This window comes from Pseudomonas sp. Pmew2 (genome assembly GCF_058129885.1).
This window is the reverse complement of sequence record NZ_CM176702.1, coordinates 603,956-624,069: the sequence shown is the minus strand read 5'-3', so window position 1 is coordinate 624,069 and position 20,114 is coordinate 603,956. Positions and strand designations below refer to the sequence as shown.

Below are 20,114 nucleotides of genomic sequence, written 5' to 3'. Positions count from 1 at the left end.
TGTAGCTTGTAGCTGCTATTCCTTGAGGCTGCTTTCAATGCTCCCCACCGCCATCCAGCTGCACAAAGCTTCCAAAACCCTGACGCTGAAGTACGCGCCGGATGAGGAATATCATCTGCCCGCCGAATTTCTGCGCGTGCATTCCCCTTCTGCCGAGGTTCAGGGCCATGGCAGGCCGATCCTGCAATTCGGCAAACTGGGCGTCGGTCTGAGCAAGGTCGAGCCGGCTGGGCAATATGCACTGAAATTGACCTTTGATGATGGCCACGACTCAGGACTGTTCACCTGGGAGTACCTGTACGAGCTGGCAAGACGCCAGGAGTCCCTCTGGGAGGACTATCTGCAAGAGCTGAAAAAAGCCGGCAAATCCCGCGATCCCTCCGAGCAAGTCATCAAGCTGATGCTCTGATCCCGCCCGCCCGCGCGATCCTCACAGAACATTCAAAACCGTGCAGCCTCACCGCTCGCCGTTTTAGGACGCGCTTTCTAATCGTTTTTGTTTCAATGTTCCGTGCAGCGGCCAATGAGTGGCTGACGCTGCTTGCGATTTTTTGAAATCTCGCGTAACCAATAACCTTGGCAAGTTCCCTGCATCGAAGTCGATGCGAGAAACAGCCTGCAAGGCATGAGTTACACGAGCAGTAGTGCTGGCTAACCGCCTGTGTCACTGGTTCACGGGCAAGGAATGTCAGTGTTCGCATCAAGACAATGGAGCGTCGTAGATGAGTAACGCGAAAGACGATGACCTGCAGCGCCAGGCTTCCGAGCACACCCTGGGCCTCAACCCGGTCGTTGGCCTGCGGCGCAAGGATTTACTGAGCACTGCACGGATGGTTTTGCGTCAGGCTTTCAAACAACCGATCCACAGCATCAAGCACGTCGCACACCTGAGCGTCGAACTCGGCAACGTGATCTTCGGCAAATCTGCCTTGCAGCCAACACCGGATGACCGCCGCTTCGCTGATCCGGCCTGGAGCCAGAACCCGCTGTATCGCCGTTACCTGCAGACTTACCTCGCCTGGCGCAAGGAACTGCATGACTGGATCGGTGGCAGCGATCTCACCCCGCAAGACATCAGTCGCGCGCACTTTGTGATCAACCTCATGACCGAGGCCATGTCACCGACCAACTCTGCCGCTAACCCGGCCGCCGTGAAACGGTTCTTTGAAACCGGCGGTAAAAGCCTGCTCGATGGTCTGTCGCACTTGGCCAAGGACCTGGTGAACAACGGCGGAATGCCTAGCCAGGTCAACATGGACGCGTTTGAGGTTGGCAAAAACCTGGGCACCACTGAGGGGGCCGTGGTGTTTCGCAATGACGTACTGGAACTGATCCAGTACAAACCGATTACCGAGCAGGTTCACGAGCGACCGCTGTTGGTGATCCCACCGCAGATCAACAAATTCTATGTCTTCGACCTGAGCCCGGAAAAAAGCCTGGCGCGCTTCTGCCTGCGCAGTAACGTGCAGACCTTCATCATCAGTTGGCGCAACCCGACCAAGGCGCAACGCGAATGGGGGCTGTCGACCTATATCGAGGCGCTCAAGGAAGCGGTCGATGTGGTGCTGGCGATCACCGGCAGCAAAGACCTCAACATGCTGGGTGCCTGCTCCGGCGGCATTACCTGCACGGCGCTGCTGGGCCACTACGCAGCCTTGGGCGAAAAGAAAGTCAACGCCATGACCCTGCTGGTCAGCGTGCTCGATACAACGCTGGATACCGAGGTCGCGCTGTTCGTCGACGAGCAGACTTTGGAAACCGCCAAGCGCCACTCCTATCAGGCGGGCGTGCTGGAAGGTCGTGACATGGCCAAGGTTTTTGCCTGGATGCGCCCTAACGACCTGATCTGGAATTACTGGGTCAACAATTACCTGCTGGGCAACGAGCCGCCCGTCTTCGACATTCTGTTCTGGAACAACGACACCACACGCCTGCCCGCCGCCTTTCACGGCGACCTGATCGAAATGTTCAAAAACAACCCGCTGACCCGCGCCAACGCGCTGGAAGTCTGCGGCACGCCGATCGACCTCAAGCAGGTAACGGCCGACGTGTTCTGCCTGGCTGGCACCAATGACCACATCACGCCGTGGGCCTCATGCTACAAATCAGCACGGCTGTTTGGTGGCAAGACCGAGTTTGTACTGTCCAGCAGCGGCCATATCCAGAGCATCCTCAACCCGCCGGGCAACCCCAAGTCGCGTTACATGACTCACGACGAGTTGCCAGCAGACCCGGCGGCCTGGCAGGAAAACGCGACCAAGCACACCGATTCCTGGTGGCTACACTGGCAAGAATGGCTGGCCACGCGCTCGGGCAAGTTGAAAAATGCGCCTGCCGGGCTCGGCAACAAAGCCTATCCGGCAGCCGAGGCAGCGCCTGGAACCTATGTTCACGAGCGTTAGACCCGTCAGTCTTGAAAAAAACCGGGGTGCGTTCCCGGCGGTTAAATCAACAGGGCTTAGCGCATGCCGCAACCGTTTGTTTTTCGCTCCATCGACCTGAACGGACACACAATTCGTACGGCCGTGCGCCCAGGCAAGAGCCACCTGACACCACTGCTGATATTCAACGGCATCGGGGCCAACCTGGAGCTGGTGTTCCCGTTTGTCGAAGCACTGGATCCGGACCTGGAAGTCATCGCGTTCGATGTGCCGGGGGTCGGTGGTTCGTCGACACCCAATCGGCCTTATCGCTTTCCGGGGCTGGCCAAGCTCGCAGCGCGCATGCTCGATTACCTCAACTACGGGCAGGTCAATGCGATCGGTGTTTCGTGGGGCGGGGCGCTGGCCCAGCAGTTCGCTCATGACTACCCGGAGCGCTGCAAGAAACTGGTGCTGGCCGCCACGTCGGCAGGCATGGCGATGGTGCCGGGCAAGCCTCGGGTGCTGTGGTTGATGGCCAGCCCGCGTCGCTACATTCAGCCGTCGCATGTGATCCGTATCGCGCCGGAGATCTATGGCGGGGCGTTTCGACGTGACCCCAATCTGGCGGCCAATCATGCTGCCAAGGTGCGCTCGTCCGGCAAGCTGGGCTATTACTGGCAATTGTTCGCGGGCATGGGCTGGACCAGCATTCACTGGCTGCACAAGGTTCACCAGCCGACCCTGGTTCTGGCCGGTGATGACGACCCGCTGATTCCGCTGGTGAATATGCGCCTGTTGGCCTGGCGAATACCCAATGCCCAGCTACACATCATCGATGACGGGCATTTGTTCCTGATCACGCGTGCCGAAGCCGTGGCACCGATCATCATGGGTTTTCTGCAACAGGAACGGCAGCGCGCAGTCATGCACCCGCAGCCAACGCCGCCCAGAACGCGCTGATAGCGCCAGCACGCCCGTTAATGTGAACAGCCCGAGAGAAACAACGTCACCCACTGCGCAACACACTGGAGTTTCAACCGCGCAGAACGACGCCAGCCCCTTCGCAAGCGGACTGGCGCCAACCCATGAGTTGCCTGACGAAGGAGTGTTGCCCTCATGCAAGAAAAATCGGCGAAGGTTGCCAGCGCTGCACCCACAAACTTCATCAACGCGCAGAGCGCCATCACCGGCCTGCGCGGGCGAGACCTGTTTTCTACCTTGCGCAACGTCGCAGCCCAGGGTTTGCGGCACCCGTTTCGTAGCGCTCGCCATGCTCTGGCGCTGGGCAAGCAGTTGGGGCGGGTGGTGGTGCTGGGCGAAACACCCTATCCGCACAACCCCAAAGACCCCCGCTTCGCCGACCCGACCTGGAGCCTCAACCCGCTTTATCGCCGGGGCCTGCAGGTGTATCTCAGTTGCCAGCATCAGGTCAGACAGTGGATCGATGACAGCGATATGTCCACAGAAGACCGGGCGCGCGCGCACTTTCTGTTCACACTGATCAACGATGCGCTGGCCCCTTCCAATACGCTGCTCAACCCGCAGGCCGTCAAAGAGCTGTTCAACTCGGGTGGTACCAGCCTGATCAAGGGCCTGAGCCACATGGCCGATGATCTGTTGCACAACAGCGGGCTACCCAGCCAGACCACCAAAGACGCTTTTGAGGTAGGCCGAACCGTAGCGACCACGCCCGGTGCGGTGGTGTTTCGCAACGAAATGTTCGAGCTGATCCAGTATCGACCGATGAGCGAAAAGCAGTTCAGCCGACCGGTCCTGATCGTGCCGCCGCAGATCAACAAGTTCTACATCTTCGACCTCAGCCCAACCAACAGCTTTGTGCAATATGCCCTCAAGAACGGCCTGCAGACCTTTGTCATCAGCTGGCGCAACCCGGATATCCGCCATCGGGAGTGGGGGCTGTCCAGTTATGTCGAAGCGACCGAGCAGGCGATGAATATCTGCCGGGCGATTAGCGCAGCACGCGAGGTCAATCTGGTGGGCGCCTGCGCGGGCGGTCTGACCGTTGCCGCGTTGCTGGGTCACTTGCAGGCCAAGCGACAGACACGCCGCGTGGCCAGCGCAACCTATATGGTCAGCCTGCTGGACAGCCAGATCGAAAGCCCCGCCACGCTGTTTATCGACGAGCAAACGCTTGAAGCTGCAAAGCGCCGCTCCTATCAGCGCGGCGTGCTGGAGGGCAGCGAGATGAATCGGGTGTTTTCCTGGATGCGCCCCAATGACCTGATCTGGACTTACTGGATCAACAATTACCTGCTGGGCAAATCGCCACCGCCGTTCGACATTCTTTACTGGAACAACGACACCACACGCCTACCCGCTGCGTTGCACGGCGATCTGCTGGACTTCTTCAAGCACAACCCGCTCAGCCATCCGGGTGGCCTGGAGGTCTGCGGGACCCCCATCGACCTGCAGAAAGTCACGGTGGACAGTTTCAGCATCGCTGGCATCAACGACCACATCACGCCATGGGACGCGGTGTACCGCTCTACGCTGCTATTGGGCGGCGAGCGGCGCTTCGTGCTGTCCAACAGCGGCCATGTGCAGAGCATTCTCAACCCGCCGGGCAACCCGAAAGCCAACTATGTCGAGAACAGCAAGCTGAGCAGCGACCCGCGCGCCTGGTACTACGACGCGCAGCATCATGATGGCAGCTGGTGGCCGAACTGGTTGAAGTGGATTCAGGAGCATTCCGGGGCCGAGCACGACACCAGGACGGAGATGGGCAACGCCACTTACCCGCCAATGGAGGCTGCGCCCGGGACTTATGTGCATGTGCGCTGAAACGCTGGATTGCGCCCTGCCCGATCAGGCAAAGCCGGCCCTTTGACTCTTGAACAAGAAGACTGGATGAAAACCCGCGACCGTATCCTTGAATGTGCCTTGACGTTGTTCAACCAGCAGGGCGAGCCGAACGTTTCTACGCTGGAAATTGCCAATGAAATGGGTATCAGCCCCGGCAATCTGTATTACCACTTTCATGGCAAGGAGCCGTTGATTCTGAGTCTTTTCGAGCGGTTCCAGGCAGAGCTGGCACCCCTGCTCGATCCGCCTTCGGATGCCAGGCTTGAGGCCGAAGACTACTGGATGTTTCTGCACCTGATTGTCGAGCGGTTATCGCACTATCGTTTCCTGTTTCAAGACCTGTCCAACCTCGCCGGAAGGTTGCCAAAGCTGGCCCGCGGCATTCGCAACCTGCTCAACTCGATCAAGAAAACTCTCGCGTCACTGCTGGCCCGTTTGAAATCGCGGGGGCAACTGGTCAGCGAAACCCAAGCGTTGGGGCAACTTGTGGAACAGATCACCATGAACCTGCTGTTTTCGCTGGATTACCAACGCATTCTGGGCCGCGAGGGTGATGTGCGGGTGGTGGTCTACCAGATCATGATGCTCGTGACCCCACACCTGCTGCCCACCTCGAGGCAGGCTGCCGAACAGTTGGCGATGGAGTATCTGGGTAGGTAAACCTGGGCACGATAAGAAAACGCATCGGCAGGCTGAACGCAACCCCTTGTGGGAGCGAGCTTGTTCGCGAAGTCGGTGGTTCAGGCGATACATATTCGCGGAATGTGCAGGCCCCTTCGCGAACAAGTTCGCTCCCACGGCCTCCGGCCAGAAGCATTGGCACAGGCGGTGTTCGGGATATCAAAAAAGCCCGGACTGCTTGGCAGGCCGGGCTTCGATGTTGCAGCTGTCTGTCAGGACTGGCTGGCGGGTGTTGCCGGTGCTGATGCAGCGGGGGCCGAACCGGTTGCCGGAGCCGCCGATGCAGCGGGCTTGGCGGCAGGCTTGGCAGCCGGTTTTCTGGCTGCTGGTTTCTTCGCCGTGGCCGGTTTGGCAACCGTCTTGGCCTTGCTGGCGGTGACAGCAGCGGCCTTGCTGGCTGCATCGACCGGTTTGGCCGCAGCTTTCTTGACTGCTGGCTTGGCCGCTGCGGTTTTCTGCGCCGTTTTATCCGCTGTTTTGGCGACGGTTTTAGCCGCAGCCTTGACCAAAGGTTTTGCCGCAGTTTTCGGTGCAGGTTTAGCCGCAGCAGCACGCGAAGCGACCGGTTTGGCTTTCTCACCCGTCAACAGCTCGATCTGCCGGGTCAGTTGGTCGACCTTGCTGTGCAGCGCCTGAACTTCATTGCGGCTCGGCACGCCCAAACGCGAAATGGCACTGTTCAGGCGCTTGTCGAAGGCCCCTTCCAGCTCATTCCATTTACCCACCGCAAGGTCTTTCACATCACCGACCCGCGATTTCGCGGTCTTGGCGGTGTCCTTGACCTCATCCAACTGCTTCTGCGCCTCGACCTTGGTCTGCTTCTCGGCTTTCTCGCCGTCTTTGACCAGTGTCTCGAAAAGCTTGCTGCCGTCATTGCTTATCTTGGAATAAGCGCCCAGGCCCGCCAGCCAGATCTGGCGAGAGTATTTCTCGACCTCACCAATCCATGAGCTGCCGTCTTTGTCGGTTTTTTTCTTGCCAGCCATCCTGCTCTCCTTATTGTCCAGACTCTGAACGTTCGAATCGTTTCGACCCGGAGCGTTCAAGCTTTTTAGGCACGACACGTTCAAGCAATGCCGTCAGCTCGTCGAGCTTGGCAGATAGCGTGTCAACATCATGTTTAGACGGGATTGCGATGCGGTTCAAGGCTTTTGCGACGCGACGGTCGAAAGCACTCTCGATTCTGCCGAGTTGCGCCTCGACACGACCTTTGGCGTAAGACACTTCGCCCTTGATCGAGTCGATTTCGCTGTTGGCCGCAAGACGCTTTTCATCGACCGTTTTGACGACTTCCTTTTCGGCCTGCTCGCCAGTCCTGATCAAGTCCCTGACGTACTGTGTGCCTTCCTCGTTGACCCTGGAATAGGCCCCCAGACCGGCCAGCCAGATCTTGCGGGCATACAGCCTGACGTCGGAAAGCGTGGAGAATTGCTGGTCTTGGATGTTTTTCTTCGTGTTCGCTCTGGCCATGGTGCACCTCATGCTCGAAAGTTGAAGGAACCGCCCAGCTATGGGCATAAGCACAACGTTACGGAGAAAAATTAGAATGCTCACCCTAGGGTCTGTTCCCGTTTCGACGTAACCCATTGATCTCTATGAGAACAGGCCCGTATTGTTGGAGTTCTCACACAACACCAATACGAGCCTGCAATGCCCCGATTAATGCTCAGTGATGAGCACTGGCCGAAGCTTCGAGAAATTTTGCTGCACGAATCGATCTACAACAAGCGAGATTTGCGCACCACGGTTGAAGGCATGCTGTACCGCATGCGTGTGGGTTGCCCTTGGCGAGACCTGCCGAAAGCGTTTGGAAACTGGAGCAAGGTCTACAAGCGGTTCAATGCCTGGTCTGCTTCAGGCAAGTGGGTCAAGGTGCTTGAGGTGCTGATGACCGATCCTGACATGGAGTGGGTTTTCATTGATGGCAGCTATGTAAAGGCTCATCAGCACAGTGCAGGTGCTGCCAGCACGCAGGACCAGGCCATCGGAAAAAGCCGAGCCGGTAACACCAGCAAGATTCACCTGGCTGTAGACGCTTGTGGGCTGCCCATTGCATTTGACGTGACCGGAGGCCAGACCAATGATTGTTCGCAGGCGGCCTCGTTGATTGCCAAGATGCCCAATGCAGAAGTGATCATTGCGGACAAGGGCTACGACACTGAAGCGATACGCGCTCAGGTCGAGCAGCAAGGCAGCAAAGTGGTGATTCCACGAAAGCGCAATTCTCTGAAAGGGAACGCAGATCTGGACAAAGGGTTATATCGCAATCGACATCTCGTAGAAAACGCCTTTGCCCGGTTGAAGCATTTCCGGGCGGCGGCTTCTCGGTTCGACAAACTCAAGAGAAACTATGAAAGCGTCATAGCAATGGCCTGCGCTTTTCTGTGGCTGCCAATGTGAAACGGGAACAGACCCTAGGGCGAATGCTCAGGCGGCCAGTGCTTTATCCAGGACGCGCTCGACTTCAGTCTTGATGGAGCCGCTCATGGCCGACAGGATGAAGTTCAGCTCGATGTTGATACGGATCAACGCGTCTTCGACTTCAACCTTGCCCTTGGCCCCCTTGCCTTCCAGTTTTACGGTATCGCCTGCCCATTCGTGGGCCAGTCCGTATTTGTCGGAAAGCTTCTCGACCAGTTGCTCGGCCCTCTCGCGAGCCTTTTCCCGGCCCAGTGCGTGCGGGCGTTCAACGGTTATCTTGGCCATGCAGGCTTCCTTGATGATCAGATGAAATGCGGCGCAACTATATACAGCCGCCTGCATCCAAGAAAGCGTTGCCGGTGAGCCTTGTCAAGACAAAGCCGGCCCTGGCGATTAGAATGACCCGCACTCTATTCCGGTGAAGCGATATGAACGATCAGCGCAAAGGCAGCGATGCCGAACCTACGACTCACTTCGGTTACAAAAATGTACCGGAAAGCCAGAAGGCAGAAAAAGTCGCTGAGGTTTTCCATTCGGTTGCAGCCAAGTACGACCTGATGAACGACCTGCTGTCCGGTGGCATGCATCGTCTGTGGAAGCGTTTTGCAATCGAGCTTTCGGGCGTCCGTACCGGCAATCGTGTGCTCGACATTGCGGGCGGCACGGGCGATCTGACTCGCAAGTTCTCTAATCTGGTCGGTCCGACCGGGCAGGTCGTGCTGGCAGACATCAACGCCTCCATGCTCAAGGTCGGCCGTGACCGCCTGCTGGACCTTGGCGTGTCGGGCAACGTCGAGTTTGTCCAGGCCGACGCCGAGAAACTGCCCTTCCCGGACAACCATTTCGACTGCGTGACCATCGCCTTCGGTCTGCGCAACGTGACGCACAAGGAAGACGCTCTGCGTTCCATGCTGCGCGTGCTCAAGCCCGGTGGACGCCTGCTGGTGCTGGAGTTTTCCAAGCCGACCAACAAGCTCATGTCCAAGGCCTATGACGCCTACTCGTTCGCGTTCATGCCGCTGATGGGCAAGCTGGTCACCAATGACTCGGAAAGCTATCGCTATCTGGCCGAATCGATCCGCATGCACCCCAACCAGGAAACCCTCAAGTCGATGATGGTGGAAGCCGGTTTTGACCGCGTGACCTACCACAACATGACGGCGGGCGTCGTGGCCTTGCATCGCGGTATCAAACCCTGATGTTGCTTCGGGGGCTGCTCGCCAGTATCGAGCACGGCATCAATCGCGTGTTGCGCCTGGACAGCACCGCGCTACCGCGTATGGCGCGCTTGTCCGGGCATGTCATTGCCGTGGACTGTCGCGATCCGTCCCTGAAAATCTTTATCCTGCCCAGTGACGAAGGTCTGCTGCTGGCCGCAGACTGGGCTGCCGACGCCGACTGCACCTTGCGTGCCCCAGTCTCCAGCCTGCTGCGTCTGGCCCTGAGCAAGGACAAGACCGCTGTGCTGCATGGCCCCGACGTCGAGCTGGACGGTGACAGTGGCGTACTGCTGGAACTGGTCGGCATTCTTCAGGATCTGGAACTGGACTGGGAACACGAACTGTCCAACTGGGTCGGCCCGGTGGCCAGTCAGTTGTTCAGCAGCCGACTGCGCAACAGTGGACGCTGGACACGTGAAAGTTTCACCAGCCTCAGCCAGAACGTTGCCGACTACCTCAGCGAAGAATCGCGTACGCTGGTGGGTAAGCACGAAGCTGAAGCACGATTCGCCGAACTCGATCAGATCAAACTCGATCTGGACCGTCTCGAGGCGCGCTTTGCCCGCCTCGCCCACTCCCTCAATACCAGCGATAACGCATGAAGCTGCTTGCCGTCCGCCGTTTGTTTCGCATTCAACGTGTCGTTATCCGCTATCGCCTTGATGACCTGTTGTTCGCCCTGCCCCTGCCCTGGTGGATGCTCGCGGTGCGTTTCGTGCTGCCCTGGCGCTGGCTGCCGCGGCGTAAATCCGAGCTGAGCCGTGGTGTACGCTTTCGTCTGGCATTGCAGGACCTGGGGCCGATTTTCATCAAGTTCGGGCAACTGCTGTCTACCCGGCGCGACTTGCTGCCCGAAGACATCGCCGACGAACTGATGCTGCTGCAGGACCGCGTGCCGCCGTTCGATCAGCAACTGGCGATCAAGCTGATCGAAGAACAGCTCGGCGCGCGCATCTGTGACGTGTTCAGCCGCTTTGACGAGAAGCCTTTGGCATCCGCTTCGGTCGCTCAGGTGCATGCCGCCTGCCTGAAGACCGGCGAAGAAGTCGTGGTCAAGGTGGTACGCCCCGGCCTCAAGCCGATCATCGGCCAGGATCTGGCGTGGCTGTTCATTCTCGCCCGCACCGCCGAGCGCGTCTCCGCCGATGCCCGCCTGCTCCACCCGGTGCAGGTGGTGATGGATTATGAAAAGACCATCTACGACGAACTCGACCTGCTGCGTGAAGCGGCCAACGCCAGCCAGTTGCGGCGCAATTTCGAAGGCTCCGACCTGCTTTACGTGCCACAAGTCTACTGGGACTGGTGCCGCCCGAAAGTGCTGGTCATGGAGCGCATCTACGGGCTTCAGGTAACCGATCTGGCCGCGCTGGCCGATCAGCGCACCGATATGAAACTGCTCGCCGAGCGCGGTGTGGAGATTTTCTTCACGCAGATATTTCGCGACAGTTTCTTCCACGCCGACATGCACCCCGGCAACATTTTCGTCAGCACGGTCAACCCGTGGGCGCCGAAGTACATTGCCATCGACTGCGGTATCGTCGGCAGTCTGACCCCGGAAGATCAGGATTATCTGGCGCGTAACCTGTTTGCCTTTTTCAAACGAGATTATCGTCGCGTTGCGCAACTGCACATCGATTCGGGCTGGGTGCCGGCAGAGACCAAGCTCAATGAATTCGAAGCGGCCATCCGCACGGTCTGTGAGCCGATTTTCGAGAAGCCGCTCAAGGATATTTCCTTCGGCCAGGTGCTGATGCGTCTGTTCCAGACCGCGCGCCGCTTCAATATGGAAGTCCAGCCGCAACTGGTTCTGCTGCAAAAGACCCTGCTCAACATCGAAGGCTTGGGTCGTCAGTTGTACCCTGATCTGGACCTGTGGAGCACCGCGCAGCCTTATCTGGAGCGCTGGATGCGTGAACGGGTCAGCCCGAAGACCCTGCTGGGCAATCTGCAATCACAGGTCGAGCAACTGCCGCACATCGCGGGCATGACCCGTGACCTGCTGGAGCGCATGTCCCGCCCGCACGCCTCGGATCCGCCGCGCCCGTGGCACGATCGCAAGGACGAGCCGGTCCTGCGGCTGATCGGCGCGGCATTGCTGGTCGGCGGCGCGATACAGTACTGGGTGATGAGCGAGGCCGCTACCCAGTTGCTGACGCTCACCGCGTGGCCGGCGGCGATCATGCTCATCGCCGGGCTGTATCTGATCGTTCGCCGATAGCCAGCAGCGGATGGCGCTGGCACACTGTTCAATCCGCCGGGCATGAACGCCGGCTGCCGGAGGAGATATGAAAGACTGGCTGGACGAGATTCACTGGAACAGCGACGGTCTGGTGCCTGCAATTGCTCAGGATCACAAGACCGGTCGAGTATTGATGATGGCCTGGATGAACCGCGAAGCCCTGAGCCTGACGGCGTCGGAGAATCGTGCCATCTATTGGTCGCGTTCGCGTGGCAAACTCTGGCGTAAAGGTGAAGAATCAGGTCATGTGCAAAAGCTGCACGAACTGCGCCTGGACTGTGATGCCGATGTCATTATCCTGATGGTCGAGCAGATCGGCGGTATCGCGTGCCACACCGGCCGCGAAAGTTGCTTTTACCGAGTGTATGAAAACTCAGGCTGGAAGACCGTCGACCCGGTTTTGAAAGATCCTGACGCTATTTACTCAGCAGGCCACTGAACATGACTGATACGTTGTCCCGTCTGGCCGAGGTGCTGGAATCACGCAAGGACGCCGCTGCCGACAGTTCCTACGTCGCCAGCCTGTATCACAAGGGCCTGAACAAGATTCTGGAAAAGCTCGGTGAAGAATCGATCGAGACCATCATCGCTGCCAAGGACGCTGCAGTCAGCGGAGATTGCAGCGACGTGATCTATGAAACCGCTGACCTGTGGTTTCATAGCATGGTGATGCTCGCGGCGCTGGGTCAGCACCCACAAGCCGTGCTCGATGAACTGGACCGCCGATTCGGCCTGTCCGGCCACGCGGAAAAAGCCGCTCGCACGGCAGAATAACGCTCACCCCTTTCAAGCTTGAAATCTTTTACGAGGACTGTTTCATGGGTATTTTTGACTGGAAACACTGGATCGTCATCCTGATCGTCGTGGTACTGGTTTTCGGGACCAAGAAACTCAAGGGTCTGGGCAGCGACGTCGGCGAATCGATCAAGGGCTTTCGCAAGGCGATGAATGACGATGACAAGCCAGCAGAACAGCCTGCACCTCAGCCACAGCAGGCACAGGCTGCCCCTCAGGGTTCGCCATTGAATCAGCCGCATACCATCGACGCGCAGGCGCACAAAGTCGACGAGCCGATCCGCAAAGACCAGGTTTAAGCCCATGTTCGGTATCAGCTTCTCTGAACTGCTGCTTGTCGGCCTGGTTGCCTTGCTGGTACTGGGCCCAGAGCGCCTGCCGGGTGCGGCACGCACCGCAGGCTTATGGATCGGCCGGTTGAAGCGCAGCTTCAATGCGATCAAACAGGAAGTTGAACGTGAAATCGGGGCCGACGAAATTCGTCGGCAGCTGCACAACGAGCACATTATTTCGCTGGAAGACGAAGCGCGCAAAATGTTCGCGCAGAATCAGCACCCCGAGACCACCTACGAGCCGGTTAGCCCGCAGCCGGCCTCGGTGCAGCCCGACGCCGCCAACACCGGTCACAACACCCTCGGCCCAGCGGAGCCTGCGGCACCAAAACCCGCGCTATCGCTGGAGAAAACCGCGAAGCCAGTCGATGCCGATACACCGGTCCCGACGCCTCCCGTCCACGATTCGTCATTGCCACCGCGAGCCCCATGAGCGCTGATACCCCGGAAAACGATCAGCAAATGCCGCTGATCTCGCACCTCACCGAGTTGCGTACACGTCTGTTGCGTTGTGTTGCGGCAGTGTTCCTGATTTTTGCCGGTCTGTTCTACTTCACGCAGAAGATCTACACATTGGTCTCGGCGCCGCTGCGCGTCTATCTGCCTGAAGGCGCGACAATGATCGCCACCGACGTGGCCTCGCCGTTCATCACGCCGTTCAAGCTGACCATGATGGTCGCGCTGTTTCTGTCCATGCCGGTCATCCTGCACCAGATCTGGGGCTTTATCGCGCCGGGCTTGTATAAGCACGAGAAGCGCGTTGCAGTGCCACTGCTGGTGTCGAGCATCATCCTGTTCTACGCAGGCATGGCCTTCGCGTACTTTTTGGTCTTCCCGCTGATTTTCCACTTCTTCGCCAGCGTTACACCGGAAGGCGTGTCGATGATGACCGACATCGCCAGTTATCTGGACTTCGTGATGACGTTGTTCTTCGCCTTTGGCGTGGCCTTCGAAATCCCGGTGGCCGTGGTGCTGCTGGTGTGGATCGGTATTGTCGACGTCAAGTACCTGAAGAAGATCCGTCCTTACGTGATCATCGGCTGCTTCGTGGTCGGCATGATCCTGACGCCGCCGGACATCTTCTCGCAGACGCTGTTGGCAGTACCGATGTGGCTGCTGTTCGAGCTGGGCGTGCTGTGCAGTTCGATGATCAAGAAGCGTGGTGAACATCCGGACGATCAGGCCGAGGACGCTGACAAGCAGGATCAGCCGCCCGCGACCACACCGTGAACCTGCTGTTGCTTGAGGAAGCCGATTTCATTGCGGCTGACCGGGTGGTCCTGCGTGACCGCCGTCTGAAGCACATGCAGGAGGTGCATCGTGCAGAGGTCGGCGACAGTCTGCGCGTCGGCCGCATTAATGGCCTGCTGGGCAATGCCGAACTGCTGCGCCTTGAACCCCATGAGGCAGAGCTGCGTGTCGAACTGCAGAGTGCTCCGCCGACAAAACTGCCGCTTACCCTGCTGCTGGCGTTGCCACGCCCCAAGATGTTACGCCGGGTGTTTCAGACCGTCGCGACCATGGGCGTGCCGAAAGTCATCCTGCTGAACAGCTACCGGGTAGAAAAAAGCTTCTGGCAGACGCCGTTTCTAGAGCCTGAAGCCATCCGCGAGCAACTGATTCTGGGCCTGGAACAGGCGCGCGATTCGGTGCTGCCTGAGATTGTGATCGAAAAGCGCTTCAAGCCTTTCGTTGAAGATCGCTTGCCACAGATCGCGCTCGACACACTGGGCCTGGTTGGCCATCCCGGTGATTTCCCCGCCTGCCCTCGTGCGGTCACAGAGCAAGTCACGCTGGCCATCGGCCCTGAAGGGGGCTGGATACCCTACGAAATCGATCTGTTGCGTCAGTCGGGTTTGCAGCCTGTGCAATTGGGCGAACGTATCCTGCGCGTCGAAACCGCTGTAACGGCCCTTCTCGCCCGCTTGTTCTAAGCTGTCAGTGTCGACTCAATCGCTTCAGTTAACCGATAACTGGCCGATGCAATTGCATACTTAGAGCAAAAGACGTCAAGGAGTGATCATGTCTCGTGGGTTATCCAAAAGCCTCGCCAATGCGAGTGTCAGCCTGAAATTGGCGATCGGCTTTGGCCTGGTGCTGTTGATGACGCTGATGATTTCGGCCACCGGCTGGTTCAGCAATCAGGCTCTGATCGATCGAGGGGACCGTGTTACTGCGATTGCGCAGGTCAATGAGCTGACCCTTCAGTTGCGCATCAACCGTATGAGCTACGAGGCGCTGTACAACGCAGAGACCGCAGCGCAGGTCAGAAGTACGCTCGATCAACTGGACGCCGCGCTGCAAAGCGCCAGGAACCTGCTGCGATCCCCCGAGAACCTGCAATTGCTGGATGCCCAGACTCAGGCCACCCGCGACTATCGCCAGTCGTTTGAGGACATGAGCAAGGCAATCGAAACCCGCGAAGCGAGCCGCAGCCAGATGGGCGAAAACGCCGACAAGGCGGTGGATCAGGCCGACAGGATCGAAGCCGAGCTGCTCAAGGCAGACAACATTCTGGCCTTCAATGGCATCGTCGGCGTCAGCAAGCTGATTCAGCAGGCGCGTTTTCAGGTACGTGGTTACACCTACAGCGGCCGTCCCGATTTCGAAAAGGACGCCAATAAGGCCATCGATGACGCAGTGACCGGAATCAATACGCTGGCTGGCGATATTTCCTCCGATTATTCGCCCATGCTGCAGCAGGCCATTGCCGGGCTGAATGGCTACCGCGCGGCTGTAGGCAAATACCGCGATGCCCAGGCCGCCTCCAAGGCCGCGCTGGAAAAAATGACCACACTGGGCGTCAGCATGCTCGACACCAGCAACGACCTGATCATCCGGCAGAACAAGAGCCGTGACGCAGACAGCGCCAAGTCGGTCACGATGATCGCTGCCGCTACGGCGTTGGCGCTGGTGCTGAGCATTCTCGCGGCGTGGGTCATCACTCGCCAGATCACCACCCCGTTGCAGGAGACCCTCGAAGTAGTGGAGCGGGTGGCTTCGGGCGACCTGAGTCGCAACCTCAAGGTTGATCGCAAGGACGAACTGGGCAAACTGCAGGCCACGATTCAACGTATGACGGTGAGCCTGCGTGAGCTGGTCGGCGGGATTCGCGATGGCGTCACCCAGATCGCCAGCGCGGCGGAAGAGCTGTCAGCGGTCACAGAGCAGACCAGCGCCGGAGTCAACAGCCAGAAGGTCGAAACCGATCAGGTCGCCACCGCCATGCATGAAATGACGGCAACGGTTCAGGAGGTTGCGCGCAACGCCGAGGAAGCCTCGCAAGCAGCAGTGGCGGCAGACCGTCAGGCCCGTGATGGCGAACGAGTGGTCAACGAGGCCATTGCGCAAATCGAACGTCTTGCCTCCGCGGTGGGCAACTCCAGCGAAGCGATGGGCGCGCTGAAACAGGAAAGCGACAAGATCGGCAGCGTGCTGGACGTCATCAAATCAGTCGCCGAACAGACCAACCTGCTGGCCTTGAACGCCGCTATCGAGGCAGCCCGCGCCGGTGAGGCCGGCCGGGGCTTTGCTGTGGTTGCCGATGAGGTGCGCAGTCTGGCGCAGCGCACGCAGAAATCCACCGAAGAGATCGAAGCACTGATTGCCGGCCTGCAAAGCGGCACACAGCAGGCCACAAACGTCATGGACAGCAGTCGCGAGCTGAGCACCAGCAGCGTGGAACTGACACGTCGGGCCGGAGGATCGCTGGAAAGCATCACCAAAACCGTCTCGGCGATCCAGGCGATGAATCAGCAGATCGCCGCCGCCGCCGAAGAACAGAGCGCCACCGCCGAAGAGATCAACCGCAGCATCATCAATGTCCGCGATGTGTCCGAACAGACGTCTGCGGCCAGCGAAGAGACCGCGGCGTCCAGTGTCGAACTGGCAAGACTTGGCAACCATCTTCAATTGCTGGTGAGTCGCTTTACTGTCTGACCTGGCAGCATCCAGCCCGCGCCAGCACTGAGCGCGGGCTTCTTTTCCCGTAAAAACGTGACACCGTTCACCCCTCCTTCGTGCTCGGAAATATCCTACGACCTTCTCAGGTCACGCAATGAATCACCACGCCGATGCGCTCACAACGCATGTTCTGACTCGCCCGGAACATGCTTTTGTTCGCTCATTGCAGGAGATTCCTATGTTCCGACTGATCAATCACGCGCTCGGCAACATGAACGTCAGATTCAAGCTGTCCCTGGGTTTCGGCCTGGTGCTGTTATTGACGCTGATCATCACACTGACCGGCTGGCATGGTCTGTACACCATGATCGACCGCTCCGAGTCGCTCTCGGACATCGCCCAGCTCAACGGTCTGACCAAAGACCTACGCGCCGAGCGAATCACCGACCGCGTCGAAAAAACGCCGGAGAGCACCGCGCTGGTCACAGAAAAGCTCAATGAAATGAAAGCCCAACTCACCCTGCTGCACACACAGAGTGAGGAGGAGGCAACCATCAAGCTGCTAAACGGCCAGTTCGAGATGCTGAACAGGCTGGAAAAGACCTTCGCGGACGTTCGCACCAACCGACAAACCCGCAACCAGATACGCGCGCGCCTGGAGCAGACGTCCGAACAGGCCTTGCAGGCCATCGCGCAGGTTGAGGTAGAGGTACTCAAAAGCGTCAGCCAGGAACAGGACAGCAGCGAGCGGATGGAGGAGTTCACCAACATTTCCCAACTGAGGCAGCAGGTGCAGACCGCTCGTTATCAGGTGCAGGCGTATACCTTCACCACCCGCGACGCGGATGAGCACGCGGCCATTGCGGCCATCGACGAAGCGCTCAAGGAGATCGGGCAGATCGCTCAGGATCAGGGCAATGAAAGCCTTCAGGGCCTGACCCCGGCGACCGCCGCCTTGCAGAGTTATCGGGAACGGCTTGGCGAGTTCAAGCAGATACAGACCAAGGCCGAAGCGGATCAGGAAATCATGGAAGGTCTTGGCGAAACGCTGCTGGACTCCGTCGCGGCGCTGAACCGCCTGCAGACTGCCCAGCGTGACAGCGAGGCGGCCAACTCCAGCGCCATGCTGAGCAGTGTTGCAGGCCTGGCATTGCTGATCGGATTGCTTGCCGCCTGGATCATGACCCGGCAGATCACCGTGCCGTTGCAGCAGACTCTGGGGGCCGCAGCACGCATCGCCCAGGGCGACCTGAGTCGGGACATATCGGTTACACGCCGTGACGAAATGGGTCAGTTGCAACGCAGCATGCAGACCATGACCATCAGCCTGCGCGAACTGGTTGGCGGCATCAGCGAGGGCGTATCGCAGATCGCCAGCGCAGCCGAGCAGTTGTCAGCAGTGACCAGGCAGACCTGCATCGGGGTCACCAGTCAGAAAGACGAAACCGATCAGGTGGCCACGGCCATGAATGAAATGGCCGCAACCGTGCAGGAAGTCGCGCGCAATGCGCAGGAAGCGTCGCAGGCGGCCGCTCAGGCGGATCAACAGGCGCGCAGTGGCGATGAAGTGGTCGGGCAGGCGATCAGTCAGATCGAGCAGCTGGCTCTCGAGGTGCTGAACTCCACGCAGTCGATGAGCGCGCTCAAGCAGGAAAGCAACAAGATCGTTGGCGTTCTGGATGTGATCAAGTCTGTTTCACAGCAGACCAACCTGTTGGCCCTCAATGCGGCCATCGAGGCAGCCCGCGCGGGAGAGGCCGGGCGCGGCTTCGCGGTGGTTGCCGATGAAGTCCGTGGTCTGGCGCAACGCACGCAAAAGTCCACCGAGGAAATCGAAGAGCTGATCGCCGCCCTGCAAACCGGCACCCAACAAGTCGCAACCACCCTGGATAACAGCCGCACCCTGACCGACAACACGGTTGAGCTGAGCCGTCGCGCGGGTGGCGCACTGGAGCAGATCACCCGCACCGTGGCGACGATCCAGCACATGAACAAACAGATCGCTACCGCCAGCGAGGAACAGAGCGTAGTCGCCGAACAGATCAACCGTAACGTCATCAGCGTACGCGACATCTCCGAACAGACCGCCGCCGCCAGCGAGCAAACCGCAGCCTCCAGCGTCGAACTCGCCAGACTGGGAACTCACTTGCAGACACTGGTGGGGAAATTCAGGGTGAGTTGAACCACCATTGCACCAGCAGGCGGCCCGGCTAACACTATCGCGCCCATGCTCCGCGCGGGCATGCCGGTCTGGACGCTCCGAATCCTCTTGCGACGCAGAGCGTCGTGAACTGCATTCCCACGCTGGAGCGTGAGGAACGAGCGTCGTCAGGGATAACACTATCGTGCCCATGCTCCGCGTGGGCATGCCGGTCTGGACGCTCCGCGTCCTCTGACGACGCAGAGCGTCATGAACTGCAATCCCACGCTGGGGCGTGAGGAACGAGCGTCGTCAGGGATAACACTATCGTGCCCATGCTCCGCGTGGGCATGCCGGTCTGGACGCTCCGCGCCCTCTTGCGACGCAGAGCGTCGTGAACTGCATTCCCACGCTGGAGCGTGAGGAACGAGCGTCGTCAGGGATAACACTATCGTGCCCATGCTCCGCGTGGGCATGCCGGTCTGGACGCTCCGCGTCCTCTGACGACGCAGAGCGTCATGAACTGCAATCCCACGCTGGGGCGTGAGGAACGAGCGTCGTCAGGGATAACACTATCGTGCCCATGCTCCGCGTGGGCATGCCGGTCTGGACGCTCCGCGCCCTCTTGCGACGCAGAGCGTCGTGAACTGCATTCCCACGCTGGAGCGTGAGGAACGAGCGTCGTCAGGGATAATACCATCGTGCCCATGCTCCGCGTAGGCATGCCGGTTTGGACGCTCCGCGTCCTCTGACGACGCAGAGCGTCATGAACTGCATTCCCACGCTGGAGCGTGAGGAACGAGCGTCGTCAGGGATAACACTATCGTGCCCATGCTCCGCGTGGGCATGCGGTCTGGACGCTCCGCGTCCTCTTGCGACGCAGAGCGTCGTAAACTGCAATCCCACGCTGGAGCGTGAGGAACGAGCGTCGTCAGGGATAACACTATCGCGCCCATGCTCCGCGTAGGCATACCGGTCCGGACGCTCCGCCTCCTCTGACGACGCAGAGCGTCATGAACTGCAATCCCACGCTGGAGCGTGAGGAACGAGCGTCGTCAGGGATAACACTATCGTGCCCATGCTCCGCGCGGGCATGCCGGTCTGGACGCTCCGAATCCTCTTGCGACGCAGAGCGTCGTGAACTGCATTCCCACGCTGGAGCGTGAGGAACGAGCGTCGTCAGGGATAACACTATCG

Annotated in this window: 20 protein-coding genes and 2 pseudogenes; 19 read left to right on the top strand and 3 right to left on the bottom strand. The window is 59.2% G+C overall.

Annotated elements, in window-relative coordinates; all coding sequences use genetic code 11:
• Window positions 1-37 precede the first annotated feature (37 nt).
• From AC4ANK_RS02900 to AC4ANK_RS02880, 5 genes are all read left to right on the top strand, one after another.
• Window positions 38-409 (top strand): gamma-butyrobetaine hydroxylase family protein, encoded by a 372-nt coding sequence (locus AC4ANK_RS02900; RefSeq protein ID WP_002551642.1) that lies wholly within the window; start codon window positions 38-40, stop codon window positions 407-409.
• 313 nt (window positions 410-722) lie between these two features.
• Window positions 723-2,402 carry a class II poly(R)-hydroxyalkanoic acid synthase gene (gene phaC, locus AC4ANK_RS02895; protein WP_031594987.1) on the top strand — a complete coding sequence of 560 codons (1,680 nt, stop codon included), beginning with the start codon at window positions 723-725 and terminating at the stop codon, window positions 2,400-2,402.
• Window positions 2,403-2,465: 63 nt separating this feature from the next.
• Window positions 2,466-3,323 carry a poly(3-hydroxyalkanoate) depolymerase gene (gene phaZ, locus AC4ANK_RS02890; RefSeq protein ID WP_004654231.1) on the top strand — a complete coding sequence of 286 codons (858 nt, stop codon included), beginning with the start codon at window positions 2,466-2,468 and terminating at the stop codon, window positions 3,321-3,323.
• Window positions 3,324-3,479: 156 nt separating this feature from the next.
• Window positions 3,480-5,165, top strand: coding sequence for a class II poly(R)-hydroxyalkanoic acid synthase (phaC, locus tag AC4ANK_RS02885; RefSeq protein WP_031594986.1), 1,686 nt, complete (start codon window positions 3,480-3,482; stop codon window positions 5,163-5,165).
• 66 nt (window positions 5,166-5,231) lie between these two features.
• Window positions 5,232-5,846, top strand: a complete 615-nt coding sequence (locus AC4ANK_RS02880) for a TetR/AcrR family transcriptional regulator (protein WP_002551639.1) — start codon at window positions 5,232-5,234, stop codon at window positions 5,844-5,846.
• A 233-nt stretch (window positions 5,847-6,079) separates the two neighbouring features.
• Here the strand turns inward: AC4ANK_RS02880 and AC4ANK_RS02875 are convergent, their stop codons facing one another.
• Together AC4ANK_RS02875 and AC4ANK_RS02870 are read right to left on the bottom strand one after the other, a co-directional pair.
• The gene (locus tag AC4ANK_RS02875; RefSeq protein WP_002551638.1) at window positions 6,080-6,853 is read right to left on the bottom strand and encodes a phasin family protein; all 774 of its coding nucleotides are present in this window, start codon (window positions 6,851-6,853) and stop codon (window positions 6,080-6,082) included.
• Between the two features lie 10 nt (window positions 6,854-6,863).
• Window positions 6,864-7,337 carry a phasin family protein gene (locus tag AC4ANK_RS02870; protein WP_002551637.1) on the bottom strand — a complete coding sequence of 158 codons (474 nt, stop codon included), beginning with the start codon at window positions 7,335-7,337 and terminating at the stop codon, window positions 6,864-6,866.
• Between the two features lie 180 nt (window positions 7,338-7,517).
• Here AC4ANK_RS02870 and AC4ANK_RS02865 point away from each other — a divergent pair, with 180 nt between their 5' ends.
• Window positions 7,518-8,267: an IS5 family transposase gene (locus AC4ANK_RS02865; protein WP_460382697.1), complete on the top strand. Its 750-nt coding sequence runs from the start codon at window positions 7,518-7,520 to the stop codon at window positions 8,265-8,267.
• Window positions 8,268-8,294: 27 nt separating this feature from the next.
• Here the strand turns inward: AC4ANK_RS02865 and AC4ANK_RS02860 are convergent, their stop codons facing one another.
• The gene (locus AC4ANK_RS02860; protein ID WP_002551636.1) at window positions 8,295-8,573 is read right to left on the bottom strand and encodes a polyhydroxyalkanoic acid system family protein; all 279 of its coding nucleotides are present in this window, start codon (window positions 8,571-8,573) and stop codon (window positions 8,295-8,297) included.
• A 143-nt stretch (window positions 8,574-8,716) separates the two neighbouring features.
• Here AC4ANK_RS02860 and ubiE point away from each other — a divergent pair, with 143 nt between their 5' ends.
• The 13 genes and pseudogenes from ubiE (at window position 8,717) to AC4ANK_RS02795 (ending at window position 18,959) form a co-directional block, all read left to right on the top strand.
• Window positions 8,717-9,487, top strand: a complete 771-nt coding sequence (gene ubiE, locus AC4ANK_RS02855) for a bifunctional demethylmenaquinone methyltransferase/2-methoxy-6-polyprenyl-1,4-benzoquinol methylase UbiE (RefSeq protein ID WP_002551635.1) — start codon at window positions 8,717-8,719, stop codon at window positions 9,485-9,487.
• Window positions 9,487-10,110, top strand: coding sequence for a ubiquinone biosynthesis accessory factor UbiJ (locus AC4ANK_RS02850; protein WP_031594985.1), 624 nt, complete (start codon window positions 9,487-9,489; stop codon window positions 10,108-10,110). Before ubiE ends, AC4ANK_RS02850 begins: the two co-directional genes overlap by 1 nt.
• The gene (gene ubiB / locus AC4ANK_RS02845; protein ID WP_002551633.1) at window positions 10,107-11,726 is read left to right on the top strand and encodes a ubiquinone biosynthesis regulatory protein kinase UbiB; all 1,620 of its coding nucleotides are present in this window, start codon (window positions 10,107-10,109) and stop codon (window positions 11,724-11,726) included. The genes AC4ANK_RS02850 and ubiB overlap by 4 nt, the downstream gene beginning before the upstream one ends.
• 67 nt (window positions 11,727-11,793) lie before the next feature.
• Window positions 11,794-12,186: a phosphoribosyl-AMP cyclohydrolase gene (hisI, locus tag AC4ANK_RS02840; RefSeq protein ID WP_002551632.1), complete on the top strand. Its 393-nt coding sequence runs from the start codon at window positions 11,794-11,796 to the stop codon at window positions 12,184-12,186.
• A gap of 2 nt (window positions 12,187-12,188) precedes the next feature.
• On the top strand, window positions 12,189-12,521 hold the full coding sequence (locus AC4ANK_RS02835) for a phosphoribosyl-ATP diphosphatase (protein ID WP_002551631.1): 333 nt from the start codon (window positions 12,189-12,191) through the stop codon (window positions 12,519-12,521).
• 44 nt (window positions 12,522-12,565) lie between these two features.
• Window positions 12,566-12,841, top strand: coding sequence for a twin-arginine translocase TatA/TatE family subunit (locus AC4ANK_RS02830; protein ID WP_002551630.1), 276 nt, complete (start codon window positions 12,566-12,568; stop codon window positions 12,839-12,841).
• Window positions 12,842-12,845: 4 nt separating this feature from the next.
• On the top strand, window positions 12,846-13,307 hold the full coding sequence (gene tatB / locus AC4ANK_RS02825; protein WP_002551629.1) for a Sec-independent protein translocase protein TatB: 462 nt from the start codon (window positions 12,846-12,848) through the stop codon (window positions 13,305-13,307).
• Window positions 13,304-14,104, top strand: coding sequence for a twin-arginine translocase subunit TatC (gene tatC, locus AC4ANK_RS02820; RefSeq protein ID WP_002551628.1), 801 nt, complete (start codon window positions 13,304-13,306; stop codon window positions 14,102-14,104). The genes tatB and tatC overlap by 4 nt, the downstream gene beginning before the upstream one ends.
• Window positions 14,101-14,808, top strand: coding sequence for a 16S rRNA (uracil(1498)-N(3))-methyltransferase (locus AC4ANK_RS02815; RefSeq protein WP_002551627.1), 708 nt, complete (start codon window positions 14,101-14,103; stop codon window positions 14,806-14,808). Before tatC ends, AC4ANK_RS02815 begins: the two co-directional genes overlap by 4 nt.
• 88 nt (window positions 14,809-14,896) lie before the next feature.
• Window positions 14,897-15,910: pseudogene (locus tag AC4ANK_RS02810) on the top strand (methyl-accepting chemotaxis protein); the annotation flags it as partial.
• A 39-nt stretch (window positions 15,911-15,949) separates the two neighbouring features.
• Window positions 15,950-16,813 (top strand): methyl-accepting chemotaxis protein, encoded by an 864-nt coding sequence (locus AC4ANK_RS02805; protein ID WP_445939972.1) that lies wholly within the window; start codon window positions 15,950-15,952, stop codon window positions 16,811-16,813.
• 118 nt (window positions 16,814-16,931) lie between these two features.
• Window positions 16,932-18,101 (top strand): annotated as a pseudogene (locus AC4ANK_RS02800) (methyl-accepting chemotaxis protein); the annotation flags it as partial.
• Window positions 18,084-18,959, top strand: coding sequence for a methyl-accepting chemotaxis protein (locus AC4ANK_RS02795; RefSeq protein ID WP_369812043.1), 876 nt, complete (start codon window positions 18,084-18,086; stop codon window positions 18,957-18,959). The pseudogene AC4ANK_RS02800 and the gene AC4ANK_RS02795, both read left to right, overlap by 18 nt.
• The last annotated feature ends 1,155 nt before the right edge of the window (window positions 18,960-20,114 follow it).

What these genes read in the sequence shown, in the direction of transcription:
- AC4ANK_RS02900 (WP_002551642.1), top strand. Translation starts at nt 38, where the DNA reads ATGCTCCCCACCGCCATCCAGCTGCACAAAGCTTCCAAAACCCTGACG.
- phaC (WP_031594987.1), top strand. Translation starts at nt 723, where the DNA reads ATGAGTAACGCGAAAGACGATGACCTGCAGCGCCAGGCTTCCGAGCAC.
- phaZ (WP_004654231.1), top strand. Translation starts at nt 2,466, where the DNA reads ATGCCGCAACCGTTTGTTTTTCGCTCCATCGACCTGAACGGACACACA.
- phaC (WP_031594986.1), top strand. Translation starts at nt 3,480, where the DNA reads ATGCAAGAAAAATCGGCGAAGGTTGCCAGCGCTGCACCCACAAACTTC.
- AC4ANK_RS02880 (WP_002551639.1), top strand. Translation starts at nt 5,232, where the DNA reads ATGAAAACCCGCGACCGTATCCTTGAATGTGCCTTGACGTTGTTCAAC.
- AC4ANK_RS02875 (WP_002551638.1), bottom strand. Translation starts at nt 6,853, where the DNA reads ATGGCTGGCAAGAAAAAAACCGACAAAGACGGCAGCTCATGGATTGGT.
- AC4ANK_RS02870 (WP_002551637.1), bottom strand. Translation starts at nt 7,337, where the DNA reads ATGGCCAGAGCGAACACGAAGAAAAACATCCAAGACCAGCAATTCTCC.
- AC4ANK_RS02865 (WP_460382697.1), top strand. Translation starts at nt 7,518, where the DNA reads ATGCCCCGATTAATGCTCAGTGATGAGCACTGGCCGAAGCTTCGAGAA.
- AC4ANK_RS02860 (WP_002551636.1), bottom strand. Translation starts at nt 8,573, where the DNA reads ATGGCCAAGATAACCGTTGAACGCCCGCACGCACTGGGCCGGGAAAAG.
- ubiE (WP_002551635.1), top strand. Translation starts at nt 8,717, where the DNA reads ATGAACGATCAGCGCAAAGGCAGCGATGCCGAACCTACGACTCACTTC.
- AC4ANK_RS02850 (WP_031594985.1), top strand. Translation starts at nt 9,487, where the DNA reads ATGTTGCTTCGGGGGCTGCTCGCCAGTATCGAGCACGGCATCAATCGC.
- ubiB (WP_002551633.1), top strand. Translation starts at nt 10,107, where the DNA reads ATGAAGCTGCTTGCCGTCCGCCGTTTGTTTCGCATTCAACGTGTCGTT.
- hisI (WP_002551632.1), top strand. Translation starts at nt 11,794, where the DNA reads ATGAAAGACTGGCTGGACGAGATTCACTGGAACAGCGACGGTCTGGTG.
- AC4ANK_RS02835 (WP_002551631.1), top strand. Translation starts at nt 12,189, where the DNA reads ATGACTGATACGTTGTCCCGTCTGGCCGAGGTGCTGGAATCACGCAAG.
- AC4ANK_RS02830 (WP_002551630.1), top strand. Translation starts at nt 12,566, where the DNA reads ATGGGTATTTTTGACTGGAAACACTGGATCGTCATCCTGATCGTCGTG.
- tatB (WP_002551629.1), top strand. Translation starts at nt 12,846, where the DNA reads ATGTTCGGTATCAGCTTCTCTGAACTGCTGCTTGTCGGCCTGGTTGCC.
- tatC (WP_002551628.1), top strand. Translation starts at nt 13,304, where the DNA reads ATGAGCGCTGATACCCCGGAAAACGATCAGCAAATGCCGCTGATCTCG.
- AC4ANK_RS02805 (WP_445939972.1), top strand. Translation starts at nt 15,950, where the DNA reads ATGACGGTGAGCCTGCGTGAGCTGGTCGGCGGGATTCGCGATGGCGTC.
- AC4ANK_RS02795 (WP_369812043.1), top strand. Translation starts at nt 18,084, where the DNA reads ATGCAGACCATGACCATCAGCCTGCGCGAACTGGTTGGCGGCATCAGC.